Source organism: Amycolatopsis sp. 505 (assembly GCF_031625235.1).
Taxonomy (GTDB): Bacteria; Actinomycetota; Actinomycetes; order Mycobacteriales; family Pseudonocardiaceae; genus Amycolatopsis.
Genome location: NZ_JACKQP010000008.1, coordinates 281,128 through 304,679, shown reverse-complemented (window position 1 = coordinate 304,679; position 23,552 = coordinate 281,128). Strand labels below are relative to the sequence as shown.

Annotated in this window: 18 protein-coding genes; 11 read left to right on the top strand and 7 right to left on the bottom strand. The window is 73.1% G+C overall.

What is annotated here, in order from left to right; genetic code table 11:
* Nucleotides 1-4: 4 nt before the first annotated feature.
* Genes H5965_RS29205 through H5965_RS29195 form a run of 3 tightly spaced genes read left to right on the top strand, consistent with a single transcriptional unit; the run spans nucleotide 5 to nucleotide 3,095 of the window.
* Entirely contained in the window at nucleotides 5-901 is an 897-nt protein-coding gene (locus tag H5965_RS29205; protein ID WP_310973651.1) for a sugar ABC transporter permease, read from the top strand.
* Nucleotides 898-1,722: a carbohydrate ABC transporter permease gene (locus H5965_RS29200; protein WP_310973649.1), complete on the top strand. Its 825-nt coding sequence runs from the start codon at nucleotides 898-900 to the stop codon at nucleotides 1,720-1,722. The genes H5965_RS29205 and H5965_RS29200 overlap by 4 nt, the downstream gene beginning before the upstream one ends.
* Nucleotides 1,719-3,095, top strand: coding sequence for a GH1 family beta-glucosidase (locus tag H5965_RS29195; RefSeq protein WP_310973647.1), 1,377 nt, complete (start codon nucleotides 1,719-1,721; stop codon nucleotides 3,093-3,095). The genes H5965_RS29200 and H5965_RS29195 overlap by 4 nt, the downstream gene beginning before the upstream one ends.
* Here the strand turns inward: H5965_RS29195 and H5965_RS29190 are convergent.
* Together H5965_RS29190 and H5965_RS29185 are read right to left on the bottom strand one after the other, a co-directional pair.
* Nucleotides 3,054-6,680 (bottom strand): BTAD domain-containing putative transcriptional regulator, encoded by a 3,627-nt coding sequence (locus H5965_RS29190; RefSeq protein ID WP_310973646.1) that lies wholly within the window; start codon nucleotides 6,678-6,680, stop codon nucleotides 3,054-3,056. The two genes, H5965_RS29195 and H5965_RS29190, sit on opposite strands and share 42 nt — an antisense overlap.
* A 101-nt stretch (nucleotides 6,681-6,781) precedes the next feature.
* The gene (locus H5965_RS29185; RefSeq protein WP_310973644.1) at nucleotides 6,782-10,033 is read right to left on the bottom strand and encodes a BTAD domain-containing putative transcriptional regulator; all 3,252 of its coding nucleotides are present in this window, start codon (nucleotides 10,031-10,033) and stop codon (nucleotides 6,782-6,784) included.
* A 173-nt stretch (nucleotides 10,034-10,206) separates the two neighbouring features.
* Between H5965_RS29185 and H5965_RS29180 the strand changes: the two genes are divergently transcribed.
* From H5965_RS29180 to H5965_RS29165, 4 genes are read left to right on the top strand one after another with little or no spacing between them, the layout of a single operon-like run.
* Entirely contained in the window at nucleotides 10,207-10,461 is a 255-nt protein-coding gene (locus H5965_RS29180; protein WP_310973643.1) for a WXG100 family type VII secretion target, read from the top strand.
* Nucleotides 10,458-10,703, top strand: a complete 246-nt coding sequence (locus H5965_RS29175) for a WXG100 family type VII secretion target (RefSeq protein ID WP_103336999.1) — start codon at nucleotides 10,458-10,460, stop codon at nucleotides 10,701-10,703. Before H5965_RS29180 ends, H5965_RS29175 begins: the two co-directional genes overlap by 4 nt.
* Nucleotides 10,704-10,749: 46 nt before the next feature.
* Nucleotides 10,750-11,352 (top strand): response regulator transcription factor, encoded by a 603-nt coding sequence (locus H5965_RS29170; protein WP_086845415.1) that lies wholly within the window; start codon nucleotides 10,750-10,752, stop codon nucleotides 11,350-11,352.
* A gap of 47 nt (nucleotides 11,353-11,399) precedes the next feature.
* The gene (locus H5965_RS29165) at nucleotides 11,400-12,725 is read left to right on the top strand and encodes an amidase family protein (RefSeq protein ID WP_310973642.1); all 1,326 of its coding nucleotides are present in this window, start codon (nucleotides 11,400-11,402) and stop codon (nucleotides 12,723-12,725) included.
* A gap of 498 nt (nucleotides 12,726-13,223) precedes the next feature.
* Here the strand turns inward: H5965_RS29165 and H5965_RS29160 are convergent, their stop codons facing one another.
* The 4 genes from H5965_RS29160 to H5965_RS29145 all read right to left on the bottom strand — a co-directional run bounded on the left by H5965_RS29160 (nucleotide 13,224) and on the right by H5965_RS29145 (nucleotide 18,947).
* Nucleotides 13,224-14,426, bottom strand: a complete 1,203-nt coding sequence (locus tag H5965_RS29160; protein ID WP_310973640.1) for a cell division protein DivIVA — start codon at nucleotides 14,424-14,426, stop codon at nucleotides 13,224-13,226.
* A 135-nt stretch (nucleotides 14,427-14,561) separates the two neighbouring features.
* Entirely contained in the window at nucleotides 14,562-16,556 is a 1,995-nt protein-coding gene (locus tag H5965_RS29155; protein WP_310973639.1) for an SDR family oxidoreductase, read from the bottom strand.
* Nucleotides 16,557-16,657: 101 nt separating this feature from the next.
* On the bottom strand, nucleotides 16,658-17,473 hold the full coding sequence (locus tag H5965_RS29150; protein ID WP_310973638.1) for a class F sortase: 816 nt from the start codon (nucleotides 17,471-17,473) through the stop codon (nucleotides 16,658-16,660).
* A 4-nt stretch (nucleotides 17,474-17,477) separates the two neighbouring features.
* Nucleotides 17,478-18,947 (bottom strand): SpaA isopeptide-forming pilin-related protein, encoded by a 1,470-nt coding sequence (locus tag H5965_RS29145; RefSeq protein WP_310973636.1) that lies wholly within the window; start codon nucleotides 18,945-18,947, stop codon nucleotides 17,478-17,480.
* Nucleotides 18,948-19,260: 313 nt separating this feature from the next.
* Between H5965_RS29145 and H5965_RS29140 the strand changes: the two genes are divergently transcribed.
* Together H5965_RS29140 and H5965_RS29135 are read left to right on the top strand one after the other, a co-directional pair.
* Complete coding sequence (locus H5965_RS29140) at nucleotides 19,261-20,094, top strand: Bax inhibitor-1/YccA family protein (protein WP_310973634.1); 834 nt, start codon at nucleotides 19,261-19,263, stop codon at nucleotides 20,092-20,094.
* A 193-nt stretch (nucleotides 20,095-20,287) separates the two neighbouring features.
* Nucleotides 20,288-20,974: a hypothetical protein gene (locus H5965_RS29135; RefSeq protein ID WP_310974176.1), complete on the top strand. Its 687-nt coding sequence runs from the start codon at nucleotides 20,288-20,290 to the stop codon at nucleotides 20,972-20,974.
* 55 nt (nucleotides 20,975-21,029) lie between these two features.
* On the opposite strand, the gene H5965_RS29130 is transcribed toward H5965_RS29135, so the two are convergent.
* Nucleotides 21,030-22,250 (bottom strand): acetyl-CoA C-acetyltransferase, encoded by a 1,221-nt coding sequence (locus tag H5965_RS29130; protein WP_310973632.1) that lies wholly within the window; start codon nucleotides 22,248-22,250, stop codon nucleotides 21,030-21,032.
* A gap of 116 nt (nucleotides 22,251-22,366) precedes the next feature.
* On the opposite strand from H5965_RS29130, the gene H5965_RS29125 reads away from it, so the two are divergent.
* Nucleotides 22,367-23,311, top strand: coding sequence for a pentapeptide repeat-containing protein (locus tag H5965_RS29125; protein ID WP_310973630.1), 945 nt, complete (start codon nucleotides 22,367-22,369; stop codon nucleotides 23,309-23,311).
* Nucleotides 23,312-23,361: 50 nt separating this feature from the next.
* Complete coding sequence (locus H5965_RS29120; RefSeq protein ID WP_310973629.1) at nucleotides 23,362-23,520, top strand: hypothetical protein; 159 nt, start codon at nucleotides 23,362-23,364, stop codon at nucleotides 23,518-23,520.
* Nucleotides 23,521-23,552: the final 32 nt, after the last annotated feature.

Below are 23,552 nucleotides of genomic sequence, written 5' to 3'. Positions count from 1 at the left end.
GCGCGTGCAGCACCGCCTCGACCGCAAGGTCACGCCGCTGCTCTTCGTCGCGCCCTTCTTCGCCCTGTTCGTCGTCTTCGGGGCCTTCCCGCTGCTGTACACGGCGTGGGTTTCGCTGCACGACTGGAACCTGCTCGAAGGCGACCGGGGCGGCTTCGGCCTCGCCAACTACGGCGACCTGCTCACGGATCCGCACTTCTACAACGCGCTCGCCAACACCGTATCCATCTTCCTGCTCGCCGCCATCCCGGAATTCCTGCTGGCCCTGGGCATCGCGGCGCTGCTCGACCGGCCGCTGCGGGCCGCGACCTGGTGGCGCACCGGGGTGCTGCTGCCGAACGTCGTGTCCGTCGTCGCCGTCGGGCTGGTCTTCGGGCAGCTGTTCAGCCGCGACTACGGCGTCGTCAACGAGGTCCTCGGCTGGTTCGGCGTGGCGCCGGTCAACTGGCGGGCGACGACCTGGACGTCGCACTTCGCCGTCGCGAGCATGGTGCTCTGGCGCTGGACCGGCTACAACGCCCTGATCTACCTGGCCGCGATGCAGGCCGTCCCCGGTGACCTCTACGAAGCCGCCGAGCTCGACGGGGCCTCGCGGTGGCGGACGTTCTGGTCGATCACCGTGCCCGGCATCCGGCCCGCGCTGGCCTTCACCGCCATCGCCGGCACGGTCAACGGCCTGCAGCTGTTCGCCGAGCCGCAGCTGTTCGACGCCGGCGGCTCGGCCGGCACCGGCGGCAACGACCGCCAGTTCCAGACGCTGGTGATGTACCTGTACGAAAAGGGGTTCACGCACCTCGACGCCGGCTACGCGGCCGCGCTGACCTGGGTGATGTTCGTGATCTGCGCGCTATTCGCGCTGGTCAACTACCGGCTGGTGCGCCGGTTCGTGAGGTCGGCGTGACGGCGCGGCGGCGGCCGGGCGGCTGGGTGTACGCCGCGCTGACCGGGGTGCTCGGCGCCTCGATCTTCCCGCTGTACTGGTCGTTCGTCGTGGCCACGCGGGACAACTCGGCGATCGGGGAGACGTCGCCGCTGCTGCTGCCGGGCGGGAACCTGCCCGAGAACGTGCGGCGCGTCTTCGACACCGTCGACTTCTGGCTGGCCATCGGGAACTCGCTGATCGTCGCGAGCACCGTCATGGTGTCCAACGTCGTGCTGGCGAGCCTCGCCGGGTTCGCCTTCGCGCGGCTGAAGTTCCGCGGCCGCAACACGCTGTTCCTGCTGGTCGTCGGTTCGGCGATGGTGCCGGCGCAGCTCGGCGTCATCCCGCTGTACCTCGTCGTCGGCGACCTCGGCTGGTACGGGCGGCTCGAAGCGGTGATCGTGCCGGCGCTGGTCAGCGCCTTCAGCGTGTTCTGGATGCGCCAGGCGTGCGAGAACGCGATCAGCCCGGACCTCGTCGACGCCGCTACCGTCGACGGCTGCTCGATCCTGCGCACCTACTGGCACGTGGCCGTGCCCGCCCTGCGCGCGCCGGCCGCGGTGCTCGCGATGCTGACGTTCATGGCCACCTGGAACGACTACTTCTGGCCGCTGGTCGTCCTCGACCCGAACGAGACGCCGACCGTGCAGGTCGCGCTGTCGCAGCTGGCCAGCGGCTACTACACCGACTACGCGCTGATGCTCACCGGCGCGACCGTCGCCGTCGTGCCGGTCATCGCGCTGTTCCTGCTGCTGGGCCGCCACCTCGTACGGGGCATCGTGAAAGGGGCACCGGTATGACCTTCCCGGCCGGCTTCCGGTGGGGCGCGGCGACCGCGTCCTACCAGGTCGAGGGCGCGGTGTCCGAGGGCGGTCGCGGACCGTCCATCTGGGACACGTTCGCGGCCACCGAGGGCAAGGTGCTCGGGGGCGCGACCGGCGCCGTCGCCTGCGACCACTACCACCGCTACCCCGAGGACATCGGCCTGCTGGCCGATCTGGGTCTCAACGCCTACCGGTTCTCGGTCGCGTGGCCGCGGGTGATGCCGGACGGCCGGACGACGTCCGCGGCCGGGCTCGCCTTCTACGACCGGCTGGTCGACGAGCTGCTGCGCCGGGACATCGTGCCGGTGCTGACGCTGTACCACTGGGACCTGCCGCAGGTGCTCGAAGACGCGGGTGGCTGGCCGTCGCGTGACACGGCGTTGCGGTTCGCCGACTACGCGGCGGTGGTGCACGCCGCGCTCGGCGACCGCGTGCGCCAGTGGACGACGATCAACGAGCCGTTCTGCGCCGCCTTCCTCGGCTACGGCAGCGGCGTGCACGCACCCGGCGTCCAGGACCACGACACGGCGCTGGTGGCGGCCCACCACCTGCTGCTGGCGCACGGCCTGGCGACCCGTGCGCTGGCCGGGCCGGAGCACGAGTTCTCGCTCGCGCTCAACTTCGCCCCGGCGATCGCGGACGGCGACACCCCGGCCCACGCGGAGGCGGCCCGGAAGTTCGACGGCATCCACAACCGGTTCTTCCTGGACCCGGTGCTCGGCCGCGGCTACCCGGCGGACGTGGTGGCGGCCGCGGGCCGGTTCGCCGAGTGCGTCCGCGACGGCGACACGGACGTCATCGCGGCTCCGATCGACTGGCTGGGCGTGAACTACTACGCCCCGGCCCGCGTCACGCCGCTCGAGGACCCGCAAGCGCCGAGCAACTGCCCGCTGCCGACGTTGCGGGGCATGGACGTCCTGCCGGCCCGGCCGCCGCTGACGGCGTTCGGCTGGGAACAGGCCCCGGGCTCGCTGACCGACCTGCTGCGGTGGATCGACGACCGGTCCGGTGGCCTCCCGCTCGTGGTGGCCGAGAACGGAGCGTCCTTCGCCGACACGGTGGTGGACGGCCGCGTGTACGACGCGGCGCGGGTGAACTACTTCATGGAGCACCTGCGGGCGGTCCACGACGCCGTCCGCGCCGGGGTCGACGTCCGCGGCTACTTCGCCTGGTCGTTGCTGGACAACTTCGAGTGGGCGATGGGGTACACGCAGCGGTTCGGCCTGGTGCACGTCGACTTCGAGACCCAGCGGCGGACGGTCAAGGAATCGGGCCGCTACCTGGGCCGGGTCGCCAAGGCCAACGCGTTACGGCCGGCGGCGGACGGCGTCGGCGACGCCGGAGCGTGACGGCGTCTCCAGCTTGCCCAGCAGCCGGGCCACGTGGGCCTGGACCGTCCGGCGCGGCAGGGACAGCTCGGCCGCGATGTCCGGGTTCGACCGGCCTTCCGCGACCAGTCCGGCGATCCGGACCTCGATCGGCGTCAGCGACTCCCAGCCGTGGCCCGGCCGGATCGGCGAGAACAGCGCACCCCGCCGCACGCCGAGGCGGCGCAGGCGGGTCTCCGCGCGCCGCAGGTCCCAGCGGGCCGCCAGCGCCGTGTACAGCTCGGCCGCCTCCTCGAAAGCCGCGTGTGCCGCGTCCAGCCGGCCCGCGCGGGCCAGCAACACGGCCGCGTCCTCCAGCGCCGAGGCGAGCTCGGGGCGCCGGCCGACCGCGCGGAAGTGCTCGGCCGTCGCCAGCACCGGCGCCGGGTCCTCCTCGATCAGCCCCCGGCACCACGACGCCGCCGCGTGCGCCCGCGCCGGGCGTCGCTCCTTCGCCGCTTCTTCCTCGCACACCGCCAGAGCGCGCCGGGCGCGGTCGAGTTCGTCCTGCTCCGTCGCCAGCCGTACGAACGCCGGCAGCCACTGGTGCCGCAGCATCATCTGCGCGTAGGTCGGGTTCAGGATCGGCTCGAGGACGGCCAGCGCGCGGACCCGGTCGCCGCGCTGCTCGGCCGCCAAGGCGTCGGCGACCAGCAGGAAGTCGAAGCTCTCGCGCTCGGCGCCGGTCGCCGGGGCGTACTCCTCGGCCGCGTCGAGGTGGGCCGCCGCCTGGGCGCGGTCGTCGCGGCGGCCCGCGATCAGGGCCGCGACGCCGTGCAGCAGCAGCGCCGCCGGGCCCGGTTCGCGCAGGCCGTAGAACGTGATCGCCGGGCCGTCCTCGATGACCGTGTCCAGCTCGACCAGCGCTTCGTCCCAGCGGCCTTCCCAGTACCGGTGCACCGCGGCCGACACCTGCAGCCCGACCGGCAGCGCGTGCCGCGCCGCGACTTCCCCCGCCGCCCGCAGGGCCTCACCCGCCTCGGCCAGGCGATCGAGGTTCTGCAGCGTGAAGACGCGGTTGTCGAGCAGGTCGAGGTGCAGGTCCGCCAGCTCGTGCTCGTCGCCGACGGCCTCGATCGCCGCGTCGATGTGGGCGAGCGCGCGGTCGTGCTCGCGGCGCACCGAATCGACCAGCCACAACGACTGCAGCGCGTGCGCGGTCAGGTAGCGGTCGCCACCGGCGAGGGCCTTCGTCTCGTGCGCGGTCCGCTCCGCGGTGTCCAAATCGGACAGACTGCCGCGCCGGAAGTTCGCCAGCAGCTGCCGGTGCTTGACCCGCCAGAGTTCCGGCACGGCCGGGTCGTCGACCCACGCGGCGAGCGTCGCGACGGCGCCTTCGGTGTCCCCGCGCCGGTGCCGCAGCGCCGCGAGCACGTGCCGCATCTCCTCGACGGCGTCCGGGTCGGTGGCGACGTCGAGGGCCTGCCGCGCCAAGGTTTCCGGGCTGCGTTCCAGCCGGAACAGCACCTTCACCAGCGCCACCAGCAGCGTCTCCCGGCGCGGGTCGGTGGCGGTGGCCGCGGCCAGCGCGCGCTCCAGCAGCTCGACGGCGATCAGCGGGGCCCTGGTCGACACGACCGCGTGGTGCGCGGCGAGCCAGTCCAGCACCCATTCGTCCACTGTGGCCGGTGCCGCCACCAGCTGTTCGGCGACGCGTTTCACCGGCGCGCCGATCCCGGCGAGCGCCTCGGCGGCTTGCCGGTGCAGCGCCGCCCGCGTCCCGGCCAGCAGCCGGTCGTACAGCGCCTGGCGCAGCAGCGGGTGGCGGAACGCCAGCTGCGTCCCGGTGTCGATGAGGACGTTCGCCGTGACGGCTTCCTCCAGCGGCGCCAGCAGGTCCGACGGCCGGGTGCCGAGCACCGCGGCGACGTCGCCGACGGCGAACTCCATGCCCAGCAACGCGCCCCAGCGCAGCACTTCCTGCGTCCGCGCCGTCAGGAAGTCCAGCCGCCGATCGACCGCGGCGACCAGCGACCGCGGCGCTTCGAACTCCGCCGGGTCGTCGACGTCCGCCTGGCCGCCGCTCACCGCCACCGAGCCGGCCCGGCGCAGGACGTCGACCATCTCCTTGACGTACAACGGGTTCCCGGCACCACGGGCGGCCAGCTCGCGCAGGCCCGGCCCGGGCGGCGCGCCGAGCTGGTCTTCGATCAGCCGGCCGACGTCCTCGCCGGTCAGCGGCGCCAGGTCGAGGACGACCCCGTCCCGCGCCTGGACGCCGCGGCGCAGCTGGGCGAGCTCGGCGCGGTCCGGCGCCGGGCGGGTGGCGGCCACCAGCAGCAGCGGCAGCTGCCGAGTCGCCGCGCAGAGCCGGTGCCAGACCAGCACGGACGCTTCGTCGGCCCACTGCAGGTCGTCGAGCACCAGCACCTGCGGCGACTGCGCGCACAGCTCGTCGACCAGCGCCAGCAGCCGGTCGACGGCGCCGAGCACCGGGTCGGCCGGACCCCAGCTGCGCCGCGCCGGGCCCTCACCCGCGAGCTCCTTCGCCACCCGCGCGCGCCGCGGGTCGGGCGAGTGCGCGTCGATCGCCAGGCACTCCAGCACGACCTGCAGCGGGAACCGGGTGCTCAGCTCGTCGGCGGCCGCCCAGAGCCGCTGGAAACCGGGGCCGTCCGGCAGCGAGGAGGTGAGCAGCGCGGACTTGCCGATCCCGGCGTCCCCTTCGATCCAGACCGCCCGGCCCCGCCCGGCCCGGACGTCGGCGACGAGCTCCGCGAGCTGGGCCGTTTCGGCTTCCCGGCCGAACAGCCGCTGCCCGGTGACGACGACCGGCGCCGCGGGCGCGTCGAGGGCCGGGTCCTGGGCGAGGATCTGCCGCTGGAGCCGTTGCAGCGCGGGGCCGGGTTCGACGCCGAGTTCCGCGACGAGCGTGGCGCGGGCGTCGCGGAAGACGTCGAGGGCTTCGGCGGGCCGTCCGCTGCGGTAGAGGGCGAGCATCAGCGACTCCCGCAGCGATTCCCGCAGGGGGTGTTCGCCGGCCAGCACCGCCAGCTCGGGCGCGAGGTCGAGGTGCCCGCCGAGCGCCAGCACGGCTTCGGCGCGGCGTTCGAGGGTGTCCAGCCGGAGTTCGGCGAGGTATTCGCGGTGCCGTTCGGCGAACCCGCCGGGGACGCCGGAGAGCGCCTCGCCCTGCCAGAGCGCGAGAGCGTCGTCGAGTTCGGTGACGGCCGCCCGCGGATCGCCCTGCTCGAGGTGCCGCTGCGCGCGTTCGCGGTGCCGTTCGAACAGGGCCGCGTCGAGGGCGTCCTCGTCGAGGACCAGGGAGTACCCGGCGGGGTCCGAGACGAGCACGCTGGCCGCCGACCAGCGCGAACGGTCCGGTTCGATGGCCCGGCGCAGCCCGGAGACGTAGGTGTGGACGCTGCCTTCGACGCTCGCGGGCGCGGAATCGCCCCAGACGCCGGCGATCAGTTCGGCGCGGGGGACGGGCCGGCCGGCGTTGACGGCGAGCACCGCGAAGATGGCGCGCTGACGGGCGGGGCCGAGGCCGATCTCGGCCGTCCCGCGCCAGGCCCGCAGCGGGCCGAGCACGCCCACCCGCAGGCCGGGGTGTTCCCCTGGCATGTCGTTGCCGTCCCCTCTGGGACTTCGCGTCCCAGACCCCATCCCCCAGGGACATCTCCGGTGACCTTACCGACGTGGCAACCCCCGCGAAGGTTGCGCGTTCACTTTCCGGCGGCCGCCCGGGAGCGCACCGAAGCCGCCCGCCGGATGCCGAACGGGCCCATCCGGGCCTCCGCGCGCCGCACGTCCCACACCGCGCCCATCTCCGTGTACGCGGTCAACGCGCCGCGGAACGCCGTGCGCGCCTCGGCCAGCTCGCCCGACTCCGCCAGCAGGATCGCCGCGTCTTCGGTCGCCTTCGCGTGCTTCAGCACCCGCCCGGCGGCCCGGTAGTGCCCGGCCGCCGTCAGGACCGGGCCGGGATCGCCCGTCACCAGACCCCGGCAGTGCGCCGCCGCCGCGGCGTGCGCCGGCGGGACCTCGCCGTCCGGCTCGAGCAGGCGCACCGCCTCCTGCATCCGCTCCCGGTCGCCGAGCAGCAACGCCAGCCGGGCCAGGTCCGGCAGCCACTGGTGGCGGGCCGCCGGCGGGTAGGTGTCCTCCAGCAGCGGCAGCAACGCCGTCAGCGCCGCCTCCGGCCGGCCCTCCTGCTCGGCCAGCAGCGACCGCGCGGCGAGCAGGAAGTCGCCGCCGTCCGGCTCCAAGCCCGGGGGCCACTGCTGCCGGTCGGCCGCGTCGAGGTGCGTCCTGACCTGGCCCGGCTCGCCGCGGTGGCCGGCGATCAGCGCGCCGACGCCGTGGACCAGCAACGCCGACCCCGGGCTGCGCAGCACGTACGACGCCGTCTCGGCGCCGTCGCGGATCACCGCGTCCAGCTCGGCCAGTGCCTCCCGCCAGCGGCCCAGCCAGTAGTAGTGCACCGCGCCGGCCAGGTGCATCTCGCCCGGCACCGCGCGCGTGGCGGCGATCCGGCGGGCGGCGTCGAGCGGTTCGGCGGCGTCGTCGAGGCTGTCGAGGTTCGGCACGGCCAGCGCCGCGTCGTCCAGCGGGTGCAGCCCGGCCGGGGCCAGCGCCGTCTCCTCGCCCAGTTTTTCCAGCGTGGCCAGCAGCGACTCGTGCCGCCCGCGCCACATCTCCGGGACGTCGGCGTCGTCGAGCGTCCGCTTCAGCTCGGCGGTCGCCTCGGAGAAGTCACCGCGGCGGTAGTAGACGTACGCCAGGATCCAGCGCATTTCGGCCGCGCGCCTGCTGTCGGACGTCCGCGCGACGACCGAGCGTGCTTCGGCTTCGGGCTCCCGGCCGAGCCAGAACAGCAGCCGGGCCAGGGTCGCGGTCAGCGTCTCCCGCGCGTCCGGCGGCAGCGTGCCTTGGGTGACGGCGTGGCGCAGCAGGTCCACCGCGATCCGCGGGGCCTCGGTGGCCACCGTCCCGATGTGCTCCAGGAGCCACCCGGTCACCCACGGGTCCACCTGCGCGGGCGCGGCGGCGAGCTGCTCGGCGACGCGTTCGGCGGGCGCGCCGGCGGCGGCGAAGGCTTCGGCCAGCTGCCGGTGCAGCGCGACCCGCATCGCGGCCGGTGTCTTCTCGTAGAGCACGCGGCGCACCAGCGAGTGCCGGAACGCCAGCCGGTCGCCCGATTCGACGAGCACCCCCGAGGTGATCGCCTCGTCGACCGCGCCGACCAGCGCCATCGGCGGCCGTTCGGTGGCGACCGCGATGTCGCCGGGCGAGAACTCGCGGCCCAGCAGCGCCGCCCAGCGCAGGGTCTCGCGGGTCCCGCTGGACAGGAAGCTCAGGTACTGCGTGATCCGCGCGCCGAGCGGCGACGGGATCGTCTGGCACGAATTGCCGTCCAGGTGCGCGTGGACGCCGTCGAGCACGATCATCGACTGCGCGAGCAGCGTCTCGACGATTTCCCGGACGTAGCGCGGGTTCCCGGCCCCGTAGGAGACCAGCAGCTGCAGGCCGGGCCCGGGTGGCGCGCCGGCCAGCTCGGTGGCCAGCTCGTGCGCGGCGTCCTCGGTCAGCGGCGGCACCGGCAGGACGGTGATGTCATCGTTGTCAAGCAGGTCGTCCAGCGCGGCCGGCCGGGGTACCGGGCGGCACGCCCCGACGAGCAGCAGCGGCAGCTGCCGCGTCTCCCGGCTCAGGTAGCGCCAGACGCGCAGCGTGGTGTCGTCGGCCCACTGCAGGTCGTCGAGCACGAGCACGAGCGGCGCCTCCGCGCACAGCTCGCGGACGAGCTCGAGGACGTCGTCCACCGGATCCTCGCCGGGCTGTCCGGCGAGCCGCGCGGCCAGGGCGGCCCGGCGCGGGTCGGTGGCGCGCGGGTGCACGCCCAGCGCGTCGAGCAGCGGCCGCAGGGCGAACCGCTGGTCCAGCGCGTCCGCGGCGGCGAAGGCCGGGCGGAAGTCCTGGGCCGCGGCGAGGACTTCGGCGAGCAGGGCGGTCCGGCCGCTGCCCGGCTCGCCTTCCAGCCAGACCGACCGCCCCACGCCGGCCCCGAGCTCGACGACGGCTTCGTGCAGCCGGTCGAGTTCCGCCTCCCGGCCGACGAAGATCTCCGCTCGCTCCGGCAGGGCGGCGGCCGGCAGCCGCGTCACCGGCGAAACCGGCGCCGGCTTGGGTTCCGGTGCCGCCGCCGGCTTCGCCAGCAGCTCGTCGTGCAGCCGCCGCAGGGCCGGGCCCGGTTCGGTGCCCGAGGACTCGACGAGCCTTTCGCGGACGTCGGCGTAGACCGCGATCGCCTCGGTCCGGCGCCCGGCCCGGACCAGCGCGCGCATGAGCAGCCCGCGCAACGTCTCGCGGAACGGGTGCTCGCGGGTCAGCGCGGTCAGTTCGGCGACGAGTTCGGTGTGCCCGCCCGAGTCCAGGACGACCTCGGCGCGCCGCTCGATGGTCGCCAGCCGCACCTCGGTGAGCCGGGCGCGCTGCGCGGCGGCGAACGGGCCGGGCAGGCCGGACAGCGGGACGCCGTGCCAGAGCCCCAAAGCCTCGTCGAAGGTCTCGCGGGCGCCCCGGAGGTCACCGGCCGCGTGCCGGCGTTGCGCCTGCTCGCGCAGGGCTTCGAACCGGTGGACGTCGATCGCCTCGGCGTCCAGCCGCAGCGAATAGCCGGAACCGATCGACGCGAGCAGCTGCGGGCCCTCGCCCTTGGCGCGCCCGGGTTCCAGCGCGCGCCGCAGCCCGGAGACGTAGGTGTAGATGGAGCCCTGCGCGCTCTGCGGCGGCGCGTCACCCCAGACGGCGTCGATCAGCTCCTCGCGCGAAACCGTGCGGTCCGGGCGCATCGCCAGCGCGGCGAGGACCGTGCGGCGGTGCGCGGAGCCGAGGTCCAGCTCCGTTTCGCCCTGCCAGGCCTTGAGCGGGCCCAGCAGCTGGAGTCTCGGTGCGGAGCTGTCCGCGGCCGACATCGGTCTCCCTTCGTGCGTGAACGAATCGTCACGCGCCGGATGCCTGCCGTGAGCATACGCGGACGCCGTGAACCGGCAGGCAAGGATGGCGGACATTCGGGCAAGGGCACCCGGGCGGGGTTCCGCGCCGCCACGGCGTGCGCCACGCTCGGGACCCGGAGAGGAGCCCCCGAATGGCGACAGCGCCGACCGAAGACATGCAGCGGGCCGCCGCCTGCTTCGCGGCCACCCTCGACGGCGCCCGGTCCCGCCTGCGCGACGTCAACAGCGAGATGGCGATGGTGCAGGCGTCCTGGCGCGGTGAGGCATCGGTGCGGTTCGGCCAGGCGATGAGCGACTGGGAGCAGGAGTTCGACGTGATCCTGTCGCGGCTGGCGCAGCTGCTGGAGGCGACCGGCGGCCCGATGCCGCGGCCGCGCCTGCCGTGACGCGGCTCGACTTCCGGTTCGCCGATCTGGTGCTGGACCGGATGGGCGCGATCACCGGCGAACTCGGCGAGCTGCTGGCCGACCTGGAGGCCCGGGTCGAGCCGGAGCTGGCCGGCTGGACGCCGGAGGCGCGGGAGGAGTACTGGCGCGCCAAGCGCGACTGGGCCCGCGCGGCCGGGCGGATGCCGGGGTGCCTGGAGCGGGCGCGGGCGGCTTTCGGGGAGCTTTCTTCACGGGCGTGAAGACGGAATAGGGAAGGCGTGAAGACACGCCGTCCACACTGCCCTCATGAAGCCCGTCGAAGTGAGCGTCCTCGCCTCGGACCCGATCACGCACGCCGGCGCGGTGAGCCTGCTGGACAACCATCCCGACGTCCGGCTGACCGACCTCGTGCCGGACGTGCTGCTGGTGATGGAGGACCACGTCACCGAGGCCGTCCTGGGCGAGATCCGCGCGGCCAAGGCGTCGCACGTCGTGCTGGTCGTCGAGCACTTCCGCGAAAGCGACCTGATGGCGGCGCTGGAGGCCGGCGTGGTGGCGATCCTGCCGCGCCGCGAAACGGGCGGCGCCGAGCTGGTGACGGCGGTGCTCGCGGCGGGTGACGGCACGGCCAACCTGCCGCCGCGGCTGCAGGGCGCGCTGCTCGCGCAGGTGCAGCGGATGCGCAAGGACGTCCTGGAACCGAACGGGCTCACGCTGTCCGGTCTCGCGGCCCGCGAGTGCGACGTGCTGCGGCTGGTCGCCGAGGGCTTCGGGACCGAGGAGATCGCGGCGAAGCTGTGCTACTCCGAGCGGACCGTGAAGAACGTCCTCTACGGGCTGATGACCCGCTGCGGCCTGAACAACCGCGCCCACGCCGTCGCCTACGCCCTGCGAGCCGGCGCGATCTGAGACGTTTTCTTTGCCACTGTCACCTTTTCGTGGGCTAGGGTCCGATCATGGTGCTCACGGCAGTGGAGATCGCGGCCTCCGTCCGGGCCGGGAAGCTCGATCCGGTGCAGGTCACCGAGGAGGCCCTGGAGCGGATCGCCGCGGCGGACGGCGTCGTCGGCGCCTTCCGGCGGGTGCGCGCCGAGGAGGCGCTGAAGGAAGCCGCGGAGGTCGCCGCGCGGCCGGATCTCGCGACGCTGCCGCTGGCCGGGGTGCCCGTCGCGGTCAAGGACGTCACGGAGGTGGCCGGCGAGTACGCGTCGCACGGTTCGCTGGCGGGGGCGTCGGCGCGGGCGGACGCGGACGGCGTGATCGCGACGCGGCTGCGGGCGGCGGGCGCGGTGATCGTCGGGCTGACCCGGGTGCCGGAGCTGTGCATCTGGCCGATGAGCGACACCCCGGACGGCATCGCCCGCAACCCCTGGGACCCGACGTACGCGGCGGGCGGCTCATCGGGCGGCAGCGCGGCGGCGGTGGCGGCCGGGCTGGTCCCGCTGGCCCACGGTTCGGACGGCATGGGTTCGGTCCGCCTTCCGGCGGCGATGTGCGGCCTGGTGGGGCTGAAGCCGGGCGCGGACCTGCTGGCGGAGGGCGGCTGGTTCGGCATGTCCGTCCACGGCCCGCTGGCCACGACGGTCGCCGACACGGCGTTGCTGGTGTCGGTGCTGGCAGGCTCACCTGAGCTGGCCACGGTGACTTCGCCGTCGCCGGTCCGCATCGGCATGTCGACGACGGTGCCGTTGCTGCACAGCCCGGTCCCGCGCGAGCTGGTGGCGGCGGTCTCGACGGCGGCGGGCCTGCTGGCGGCGGCGGGCCACGAGATAGCCCCGGCCGCACCCCGCTACCCGGCGACGATGGTCCTGGGCATGACGGCCCGCTGGCTGGCGGGCCCGGCAGTCCAGGCCCGCGAATTCGACGTCAGGCGCTTGCAGCGCCGGACCCGGGCCCACGTCCGCGCGGGCCGCCTGGTCGAGCGGGCGGGCTTGATCCGCCCGCGGACGCGTGATCGGTGGATCGCCCGGGCGGAGGAGTTCTTCGCGGCGCACGAGGTGCTGCTGACGCCGACGCTGTCCCACTGGCCGGTGAAGGCGGGCCGCTGGCACGAGCGAGGCTGGCTGGCGAACGTGCTGCCGTCGACGCGCTTGGCGGGCTTCACGGGCCAGTGGAACCTCGCGGGCTACCCGGCGATCACGGTCCCGATGGGCAGGTCGGTGGTGTCGGGCCTGCCGACGTCGGTCCAGCTGGTGGCCCGCCCGGGCGGGGAGTCCCTGCTGCTGGGCTTGGCGGCCCAGCTGGAGACGGCGAACCCCTGGGCCCGGACAGCGCGCAACTGAGAGCCCGCAGCTGTGCACAACTGAACGCGCGCTGCCCCCGGGCGCCCGGAATTGTCGGTGGTCGCCGGTAGCGTGGAAAACGGGGGCTGCTCAGAGCCGGAAAGGGCACAGGCCGCCTCGAACGAGAGGCCGCCTCGAACGATCGAGGCGGCCTGCCGCGGCCAGGCGGCCTTTGCGCGGCCAGGGCGGCGGTGGTGGCTCAGTTGCCGGGCTTGCTGCCCGTCGGCGGGAGCGGCTTGGCGCCGTTCCCGTTCGAGCCGTTGCCGTTCGCGGGCTGGTGGCCGGGCCGTTCGAGTTGGCCGGCTTCGGGGCCGCAGCGGGCTTCGCGGCCGCCGCAGGCCTGGTTGCCGCGGGGGGCTTGGTTGCCGCAGCTGGCTTGGACCCGCAGGGGGCTTCGGGGCGGCCGACGCAGCCCGGAAAGCGCAAAGGCCGCCTCGAACGCTCAGAGGCGGCCTTGCCGCGGCCAGGCCGCCTCCGATGCTCGAGGCGGCGGATGGCTCAGTTGCCCGGCTTGCTCCCACTCGGCGAAAGCGGCTTGGCGCCGTTCCCGTTCGAGCCGTTGCCGTTCGCGGGCTTGGTCGCCGGGCCGTTCGAGTTGGCCGGCTTCGGGGCCGCAGCGGGCTTCGCGGCCGCAGCAGGCTTGGGCGCCGCAGCAGGCTTGGGCGCCGCCGCGGGCTTCGGCGCCGGCTTCGGGGCCGCCGACTTCGGGATCGACGGCTGCACCACCGGGACGACCGGCGCCGCCGGCGTGGTCGCCGACTCCGCGTCCCCGCCGACCAGCTTCGACGCCTGGGGGATCACCGCCTCCTCCGGCAGCGTGGCCAGCTGCGTCTCGCTCCGGTTGAGGATGTCCTCCGCCATCGCCAGGCTCTTGCGCGCCTGCTCGCGGATCTCCGCCAGCCGCTCGACCTTGCGGTTGGCCGCCGTCGTGCGCTGGGCCGCCTGGGTCGTTGCCTCGTCGAGCCGGCGCTTGGCCTCCGCGGTCGCCTCGTCCAGCCGCCGCTTCGCCTCCGCCGTCGCCTCCGCGATCCGGCGCTCCGCCTGGTTCTTGCTCGCCGTGCGCTGGTCCGCGATGTGCTTCTCCAGCGTGGCCTTCTGGGCTGCCTGGGACGCCTCGAACTCGCGCTCGAGCTTCCGGCGCTTCCGCTCCGCCTCGTTGTCCAGCAGCTCCCGGCGCTGGGCCGCCTCGATCGTCAGCCGCTGGACCTCGGCGCGCGTCTCCGCCAGCGCGTTCTCGTGCTCGGAGTGCAGCAGGTCGGCCTGCTTGTCCAGCTCCGCCACCAGCTTCGAGTACCGCTCACGCAGCTTCGTCGACGCCTCCGTCGAGGACGCCCACGTCTTCTCCGCGGCGACCTCGGCGCGCTTGATGATCTCGTCCGCGCGCGCCTGGGCGAGCGTCACCGTGCGCTGCATCCGCTCGTCGAGGTCCTCGAGCCGCTCCGGCGGCTTCTTCAGCTCCTCGATGCGCGCTTCCAGCGCCGCGACCTGCTGCCGCACCGTTTCGGCCTCGCGGGTCGCCGCGGCGGCCTGTGCCGCGGCGGCGTCGCGTTCGCTGAGCACCCGGCGCAGCTGGGCTTCGACGTGATCGAGGTACTGCCGGACCTCGTTGCGGTCGAAGCCGTGCCAAGCCTGCGTGTACTCACGACGGAGGGGGAGGAGGCCGTTGAGGGCGGTTGCGGCGGGGTCGCGCTCAGGAACCATGGGCCCGACCGTACCCGGGCACCCGCCGCCTCCGCCTTCCGGCTTCACGAATCACCAACACGTGTCGCCGTGTCGCCGGAATGGCCTCACCCCGGGAACGCAGAGTGAGACCACCGTGCTGACCAGCCGGACCGACTACCAGTGGAAGCCGCGCGAGAGCCGGGCCAGCGCCATCGCCGCGCGCGAGAGGTGTTTCTCGCCACGCCCGATCTTGAGCTCGCCCGAACCGCCCGCCGCGGCCGAATCCGGGAAGATCCGGAAACCCTGGTACGCGACGGCGTCGGTGAGGCCCGGCGTGAGCGTGTACGCCAGCCCGATCGCCTGTCCCGCCGGGGTGCCGATGTGCTTGGGCCGCTCGACGAGCGCCTTCATCACCATGTCCGCGGCCTGCTCCGGCGACTTCGTCGGGAACGCGTCGTAGATCTTCGTCGGCCGGATCATCGGCGTCCGCACCAGCGGCATGTGGATGGTGGTGAACGTGATGCCGTCGCCGTGCGTCTCGGTCGCCGCGATCCGCGAGAAGTAGTCCAGCGCCGCCTTCGAGGCCGCGTACGCCGAGAAGCGCGGCGCGATGCCCTGGACGCCGATCGACGACACGTTCACGATGTGCCCGAACTTCCGCTCCGACATGTGCGGCAGCACGGCAAGGATCAGCCGCACCGCGCCGAAGTAGTTGATGGCCATCGCGCGCTCGTAGTCGTGCATCCGGTCGTAGGACAGCTTGATCGACCGGCGGATCGACCGGCCGGCGTTGTTCACCAGCATGTCGATCCGGCCGTGCTCGGCCAGCATCGCGTCGACGGCCTTGCGCACCGAGTCCTCGTCGGTCAGGTCGGCCGGGTACACCGACGCCGTGCCGCCGGCGGCGACGATCTCGTCGCGGACCTCTTCCAGCTCGTGCTGGCGGCGCGCGACGAGCAGCGGCACGCCACCCGCGGCCGCCACCTTCAGCGCCGTCGCCCGCCCGATGCCCGAGGACGCGCCGGTGATGATCACGCGGCGGCCGTCGAGCTCGCCGCGCGGGCCGTGCTTGCGCGCGCGGAACGGGTCGAGGTGCTCGCGCCAGTAGCGCCACAACGTCGGCGCGTACTCCTCCAGCCGCGGGACCTCGACCGTGCCGGCCAGCGCCTTGCGCGTCTCGGCCGAGGAGAACACCGACGGGAACGCCATCGTGTCCAGCAGCACCGGCGGGATGCCGAATCGCTCCATGACGGCGTCGCGCGCGATGGTGACGCCGGGGATGTGCTCGGTCAGCTTGACCAGCCCGACGATCCGCTTCGAGAGGCCTTCACCCAGCTGCACGGTGATCGTCGGCGCGCCCGCGGCCCGCGCGAAGGCGTTGTACACCGAGACGACCGGCTGCGGCTCGGGGTTGACCAGGTGGAAGGCGTGGCCGTCGAGGCCCGGCTTGACCACCAGCTCCAGCAGCGCCTTGGCGACGTAGTCGACCGGCACGATGTTCGTGTCGCCGAGGTCGGGGCCGACGACCGGCAGCACGTCGGGCAGCCCGGCGAGCCGGTTGATCGCGGGGAAGAGGTAGTACGGGCCGTCGATCTTGTCCATCTCGCCGGTCTCGGAGTGCCCGACGACGACGGCCGGCCGGTACACCCGCCAGGGCACCTGGTCCTGCTCGCGGACGATCTTCTCGGCTTCGAACTTGGTCCGGTGGTACGGCGTGACGAGGCGCTGCCCGGCGTCGAACATCTCCTCGGTGAACACGCCTTCGTGGTCGCCCGCGACGGCCACCGACGACACGTGGTGCAGGCAGCCCGCGCGCAGGTCCGCGGCGAGGTCGACGACGGCCCGCGTACCGTCCACATTGGCCTTGATGCTGGCTTCGTCGTCGGCGGTGAGGTCGTAGAGCGCGGCGAGGTGGACGATGTGGTCGACGCTCCCGCGCAGCTGCTCGCGGTCCGCTTCGGACACTCCGAGCAGCGGCTCGCCGAGGTCACCGGTGACGAGCGTGACGCGGTCGGAGTGCGGCCACTGGTCGACCAGCGCGGCCAGCTTGGCCCGCGAGGACGCGCGCACCACGAGGGCGACGCGGTCGTCGTCGGGGCGGGACAGCAGCAGCCGGGTGAAGTGACGCCCGATCAGTCCGGTCGCGCCGGTCACCAAGAACGTCGCCATGGTCTTCACACCTCTCGCTCCGCAGCCCTGACCCTGGGCATTCTGCTGCATGGCGAGGCCCGCGACCACCGTTTCGAAACGTGATGTTACCCACGAGTAACTTAGCTGGGCTCCGCGATGACGACGCGGTTCTCCTCGTAGCCGTCCGAGCCGCCGACCCAGCGGCCGCCGCACGTCACCAGCACCACGCGGTGCGGGCCGGACTGGCCGAACAGGTAGTCGGCGCGGGCCGGCAGGTCGCTCTTGTGCACCGTGACCAGCTGCGCGATCCGGTACCGCCAGCTCTGACCCGCACTGTCCACAATGGTCACCTCGGCGCCGACCTGCGCGGTCCACAGCTCGGCGAACGGCCCGGTCGCGCCCCGCCAGTTCACGTGGCCGGCGAACACGCTCGCCCCGCCCGCGGCGTCGAGTGACGCGCCCCACCACGTGGCCTGGCCGAGGTCGGTGGGCACCGGCAGCTCGCCGCCCGGGCCGAGGTCCTTGCGCACGAGCGTCGCCGTCCCGCCGGCGGGCAGCCGGACGGTGCCCCGCGGCTGCGGTGGCGGGGACGGCGGCGGCGCGGACGGCGACGGCGTCCCCGCGGCGGGCGCGGCCGGAGCCGGGGACGAGGTGGCCGCCGGGGATGGGGACGGCACCGCGGCCGCGGCTCCCGCCGCCCCCGCGGCGGGCAGCGCCGTACCGGACACGACGGCCACCCGCGGCACGGTGACCACGGAGGAGCCGAACTGGACCGCCAGCACGGTCGCCGCGCCGAGGGCGAAGCCGGTCAGCAGCCGGCCCCGGCCGGGTTTGCGCGCGGGCGGCTCCGGGGGCCCGCCGGGCGGCTCGTCATCGCCGGCCGCCCAGCCGATACCCCGGTGCCATTCCTCGACGAACCAGTCCTCGGCCCGCCAGTCGCCGCCGTGCTCCGCCACGCCGTTACCGCCGGGAGGCCCGCCGCGCGGCGACGCCGATCAGCCCGCCCGCCAGCAGCACGAGCAGGCCGAGCCCGGCCAGGCCCGGCACGGAGTAGCTCGTCTCGACGACCCCCTGCGCCCGCGCGACCGGCTGGTCGCCGGCCGGGATCGCGCGCGGGACCTCGTTCGGCTTGTTCGTCACGGTCAGGGCGAGCGTCTCGCCCGGCTTGACGGTGCCGCACGCCGACGGCGGGTTCTTCGGGTCGAAGGCGTTCGTGTAGCCCGGCGGCGGGCTCGCCTCGACGACGCAGATCTCCTGCGGGGCGCGCAGGTTCTCGACCGTCACGCCGCCGGTCTTGCCGTCGGTGGTGACGACCGCGGGCTTGCCGTCGGCTCCGGTGAGCGGCTTGCCGTCCTGCCCGATGGCCGCCGACGTCTTGTCCTTGCCGGTGATCCGCAGGACGGCGCCGCCGACGCCCTGGCCCGTGTTCGCGTCCGTCTTGGTCACCTGGACCGTGCCGGGCTTGGCGACGTCGACCACGCCCTGTGCGGTCAGTTCCTTCTCGCCGCCGGTGGAGACCACCCGCTGCACCTTGGTGTCGACCGGCACCCGCACGTACGGCCGGTCGGCCGGGGCGGACAGCGCGGCCACGAGCCTCGGCTGGTCGCCGGTCGGGGTCAGCTTCACCGTCACGGTGCCGTCGGCGCCCGTCTTGAGCGTGACGTCCTTCGCGGCGGCCTGCGGGCTCGAGTTCCCGGCCGCGGCGTCCGCCTTCCCGCCGTCCTCACTGTCGAGGGTGGCGGCGGTCGCCGTCAGCTTCACCGGGACGTCCGGGACGCCCTTGTCCTTGGCGTTCTTCACCGTGACCGTCCACTCGGCGGCCTCGCCGGGGTGCTGGTCGCCCTTCGGCGTGGTCACCGAAGCCGTCCACGGCCCGCGGTTGGCCTCGGCGTCCGTCTTCAGCCGGTCGACGGCCGCCTTGGCGTCCGCGGGCAGGAGGTCGAGGTGGTACTTCGCGTCGTAGCCGATCTTGTCGTAGCCGAGCGACGGGTCCAGGTCGGCCGCCGTGCGCGGGGCGGCGGTCCACGAGTGCAGCAGGTGGGCGAGCGCGGCGGCTTCGGCGGGCTTCTTCGTGTCGCCGTAGCGCAGCAGCAGGTAGGAGATGTTCGCCGCCTGGTCGGCGGGCAGCTTCGTGCCCCACTTCGTGAGCAGCTCGTCGCCCGGCTTGTACTGCTCGTCGGTGTCGGGCGCCTTGAGCTGGAAGCTCACGCAGAAGACCTGCGCCCCGCCGACGACGTACGAGCCGAGCCAGTTGCGGCTGGGCCGCGGGGTCATGTCCTGGCCCGGCTTGACCTCGTAGCCGATGCCCTCCTGGCTCGCGGCCGAGGCGGCGGGCGCGCCGGCGGTCACGGAAAGCGTGCCGAGCAGGGCCGCGGCGACGAGCCCGGTGAGCGCGCGAGCACCCGCGCGCGGGCGTGTTGACCACCCCATGTGTCAATGCTCCTTCGTTGGACGCGCGGCAGCGCCCGGCGTCTCTGCAGGTCACACGACTGATCAAAACCCCGACACGCGTTCGGTGAACGTCCGAGCACGCGAGGTGAGCGTTGCGCCAAGGGGCGAAACTGTGTACCGCTCTTCGGGTGGCTGTCGGCGAACGGTCGTGATGTCCGTCGCTTACCGTGTCGTCCGAGGCAGTCGGCCTGCCGTCGAGTAAAGTCGTCTTTACTCGACGGGAACCCCGCGCCCGCGGCGGTCGTTGAACCCGATGCAGCGATGATCCAAGCAGCAGATCCAGGAGGATCAGGTGCGTTCCAGTAGCAACCCGGCGTTCCGCAACCTGCCCGGCGGCGGAACCCAGACTTACGGGCAGTACGGGCCCCCCGTGGGCTTCAACCAACCCCAGGGCGGCGTGCCCGGGTACGGCCCCGGCCAGGCCGCCTCCGGCGAGGGCGACCGGCCGATGACCGTCGACGACGTCGTCGTCAAGACGGGCATGTCCCTCGGCGTCGCGCTGCTCGTCGGGGTGGTCACCGGGATCTGGGCGCAGGTCCAGATCGCCGAGACCGGCCGCCTGTCGGGCGCGCTCATCGGCGCGATGCTCGGCGGCTTGATCGTCGGGCTCGTCATTTCGCTGGTGATCATCTTCCGCCAGAAGCCGAGCGGCGCGCTGACGCTGACGTACTCCGCGGCCGAAGGCCTGTTCCTCGGTGCGCTGAGCGGCGTCTTCGAGGCGATCTACCCCGGTATCGCGCTGCAGGCGATCATCGGTACCGCGGGTGTGTTCATCGGCATGCTGGTCGTCTACAAGACCGGCGCGGTCAAGGTCACGCCGAAGCTGACCAAGTGGATCGTCGGCGCCGTCGTCGGTGTCGCCATCCTGATGCTGTTCAACCTGATCAGCTCGCTGGCGTTCGGCTTCAACCCGCTGCGCGACGGCGGCCCGCTGGCCATCGTGTTCAGCCTCGTCTGCATCGGCATCGCGGCCTTCAGCTTCCTGCTCGACTTCGACCAGGCGGACCGGATGATCCGCGAAGGCATGCCGTCGAAATGGGCCTGGTACACCGCGTTCGGCCTGATGACGACGCTGGTCTGGCTGTACCTCGAGATCCTGCGGTTGCTCTCGTACTTCCGCGAGTAACCTGGCTCACAGTTTCGCAGTGAAGGCGCTCCGTAACCGGCGGGGCGCCTTTTCTGTGGGTAATTAGTGCAAATAGGGACCCCGCTGCGGACTCCGCTCACCCTGCGTGTTTGATAACCCGGTCGGTTCTCATTTCACATGTGTGAGGTTCACAGTGAGCGTTCCCCCTCCGGCCCCCGGGGGCCAGCAGCCGGTGGGTCAGCCCGATCCCTACGGACCGCCTCCCGGCGGCCAGCCGCAGCAGCCGTACGGCCAGCCCGGCCAGTACGGACAGCCGCAGGGCCAGCCGGGCCAGTTCGGCCCGCCGCCCGGCCAGTTCCCGCCCGGCGGCCAGCCCGGCTTCCCGCCCGCGCCGCCGAAGCGCTCGAAGGCGCCCCGGCTGATCCTGGGCGGCATCGGCGCCATCGTGGTGGTCGCGATCGTGATCATCGGGATCGTCTCGTTCATGAAGTCCCCGGCCACCTCGAACGCCGGTGACTGCCTCACCATCACCGAGTTCACCCAGGGCGGCGACGACCCGGCGAAGGCCGACTGCAACGACCCGAAGGCGAACGTCAAGATCGCCAAGAAGCTGGAGAGCTCCTCCGAGAACTGCCCCGGCGGCTCGGACGCGGGCTACGACACCTACTCGGTCAGCGGCCGCAGCTCGTACAAGCTGTGCCTGATGATCAACGCGAAGCAGGGCGACTGCCTGGCGAACTTCACGTCCCAGACCAAGGGCTACCTGAAGGTCCCGTGCACCGACCCGACCAAGGACGGCGAGCTCGTCAAGGTCGTGACGGGCCAGGCGGACAAGAGCGTCTGCGAGGGCACCGACGCCACGCGCGTCGCGGTCTACCCGGAGCCGGCGACGACGATGTGCGTGAAGACGAACGAATAACGCTGGTTCGGCAAACGGCCCCCGCTCGCGTCGAGCGGGGGCCTTTCGCGTCGAGTCAGGAAAGGCGCTCGATGATCAGCGCCATGCCCTGGCCGCCGCCGACGCACATCGTCTCGAGGCCGAACTGCTTGTCGTGGTGCTGCAGGGAGTTGATCAGCGTCGAGGTGATCCGGGCGCCGGTCATGCCGAACGGGTGGCCGACCGCGATCGCGCCGCCGTTGACGTTCAGCCGGTCCAGCTCGATGCCCAGGTCCTGGTAGGACGGGATGACCTGCGCCGCGAACGCTTCGTTGATCTCGACCAGGTCGATGTCGCCGATCGACAGCCCCGCGCGCGAGAGCGCCTGCTTGGAAGCCTCGACCGGGCCGTAGCCCATGATCTCCGGCGAAAGCCCGGTGACCCCGGTGGAGACGATCCGCGCCAGCGGCGTCAGGCCCAGTTCGCGCGCCTTCGTGTCGGACATGACGACCAGCGCCGCCGCGCCGTCGTTGAGCGCGCAGCAGTTGCCCGCCGTGACCCGCCCGTCCGGGCGGAACACCGGCTTCAGGCCGGAGACGCCTTCCAGGGTGACACCGGCGCGCGGGCCGTCGTCCTTCGAGACGACCGTGCCGTCCGGCAGCGTCACCGGGGTGATGTCCTTGGCCCAGAAGCCGTCCGCGATGGCCTTCTCGGCCAGGTTCTGCGAGCGGACGCCGAACTCGTCCATCTCCTCGCGCGTGACGCCCTTCAGCCGGGCCAGGTTCTCCGCGGTCTGGCCCATCGCGATGTAGACGTCCGGGACGTTGCCCTCGGTGCGCGGGTCGGTCCAGGTGTCGGTGCCGGACTCGGCGGTCGCCTTGGTGCGTGCTTCGGCGTCGGCGAACAGCGGGTTGTGGGTGTCGGGCCACGAGTCCGAGCTGCCCTTGCCGAACCGCGACACGGTCTCGACGCCGGCCGAGATGAAGACGTCGCCCTCGCCGGCCTTGATCGCGTGGAAGGCCATCCGGGTGGTCTGCAGGCTGGAGGAGCAGTACCGGGTGATCGTGCAGCCGGGCAGGTGGTCGTAGCCCAGTTCGACGGCGACCGCGCGGCCCATGTTGAACCCGGACTCGCCGCCCGGCAGGCCGCAGCCCAGCATCAGGTCGTCGATGTCGGCCGGGTCGAGCTGGGGCACCTTGGCCAGCGCCGCCGTGACCATCTGGGCGGTCAGGTCGTCGGGCCGCATGCCGACCAGCGAGCCCTTGTTGGCCCGCCCGATGGGCGAGCGTGCGGTGGAGACGATGACGGCTTCAGGCATGACGTGACACATCCTCGTATCGCGAACTAAGCAGTTGCTCACCATACTGCCGGGTACGGCGCCCGGGAGAAAGCCGGAGCGACTGTGAGGTTGCCCGGTCTGCCAGGATCAGCCGGGTGGGAAACCAGCTCGAGCGGGTGCTGCGGACCAGGACGATCGTGCTGTGGAGCGCCGGTCTGCTGACCGTCGCCGCGCTTGCCGCCACCCTGCTGCTGACGCTGCTGGGCGGTGGCCGCCCGGAGGACTCGGCCCGGCTCGACGCGCTGAAGACCGCCGCCAACATCGTCGTCGGCACCGGGGGTGCCGCGGCCCTGCTGCTCGCCGCGCGGCGGCAGCGGTCGGCCGAGCTGGAGCTGGTGCAGAAGGACCACGACGCCACCGAGCGCCGGATCACCGAGATGTACGGCAAGGCCGCCGACCAGCTCGGCAGCGACAAGGCGCCGGTGCGGCTGGCCGGGCTGTACGCGCTCGAACGGCTCGCCGCCGGCCACCCGGAGCACCGGCAGACGATCGTCAACGTCTTCTGCGCCTACCTCCGGATGCCCCACGGCCCCGGCAAGGACGCCGAGGAGCTGCAGGTCCGCAAGGCCGCGCAGCGCATCCTCATGCTGCACCTGCGGCCCGGCCGGGCCGAGCAGCCGAGCGGCGACTTCTGGCCGGACACCGACCTCGACTTCTCCGGGGCCGAGCTGGTCGGGCTGACCCTCACGCACTGCTCGATCCGTTCGATCGTCTGCTACGAAACGAAGTTTCTCGGACTGGCCTCGTTCCGCGGGACCGAATTCCGCACCAAGGCCGACTTCAACAAAGCCGAGTTCGCCGACCGCGTCGATTTCCGCGGAACCGTTTTCGGCGGCGAACGCGAAAGTTTCAACGGCGCCGTTTTCGCAGGTCCGGCCGATTTCGGGACGAAGTCCGCCGCCCGGCTCGCCGGTGCGCGCGCGAAGCCGGGTTTTCCGCGGACCTGGCCCCCGGGCTGGGAAGAACGGCCGATCGCCGGTCAGGCCGGCCAGGTGGAATTGACACGAAAGGACGAACCGGGGCAACCGGCGGCCCGATAGGATCGTCCCACTCGTGAAGGCTCGCCATTCCGCTGGGAGGTGAACTGGCGATGATGATGGTCCAGAACGCCTTCTGGACGTCCCTGTCCCTTCGGACCGGCTGCCCGGCCATCGACGCCGGGCGGAACCTCCGGGACGGGATGACGGCTCAGCGTGTGACGGCCCTCGGGCCGGTACCGGCGCGGACGAGCGGCTTGGTGGCCGCCTAGGTCCCCGCCGGGCGGCCCGACCCCGCGCTCGC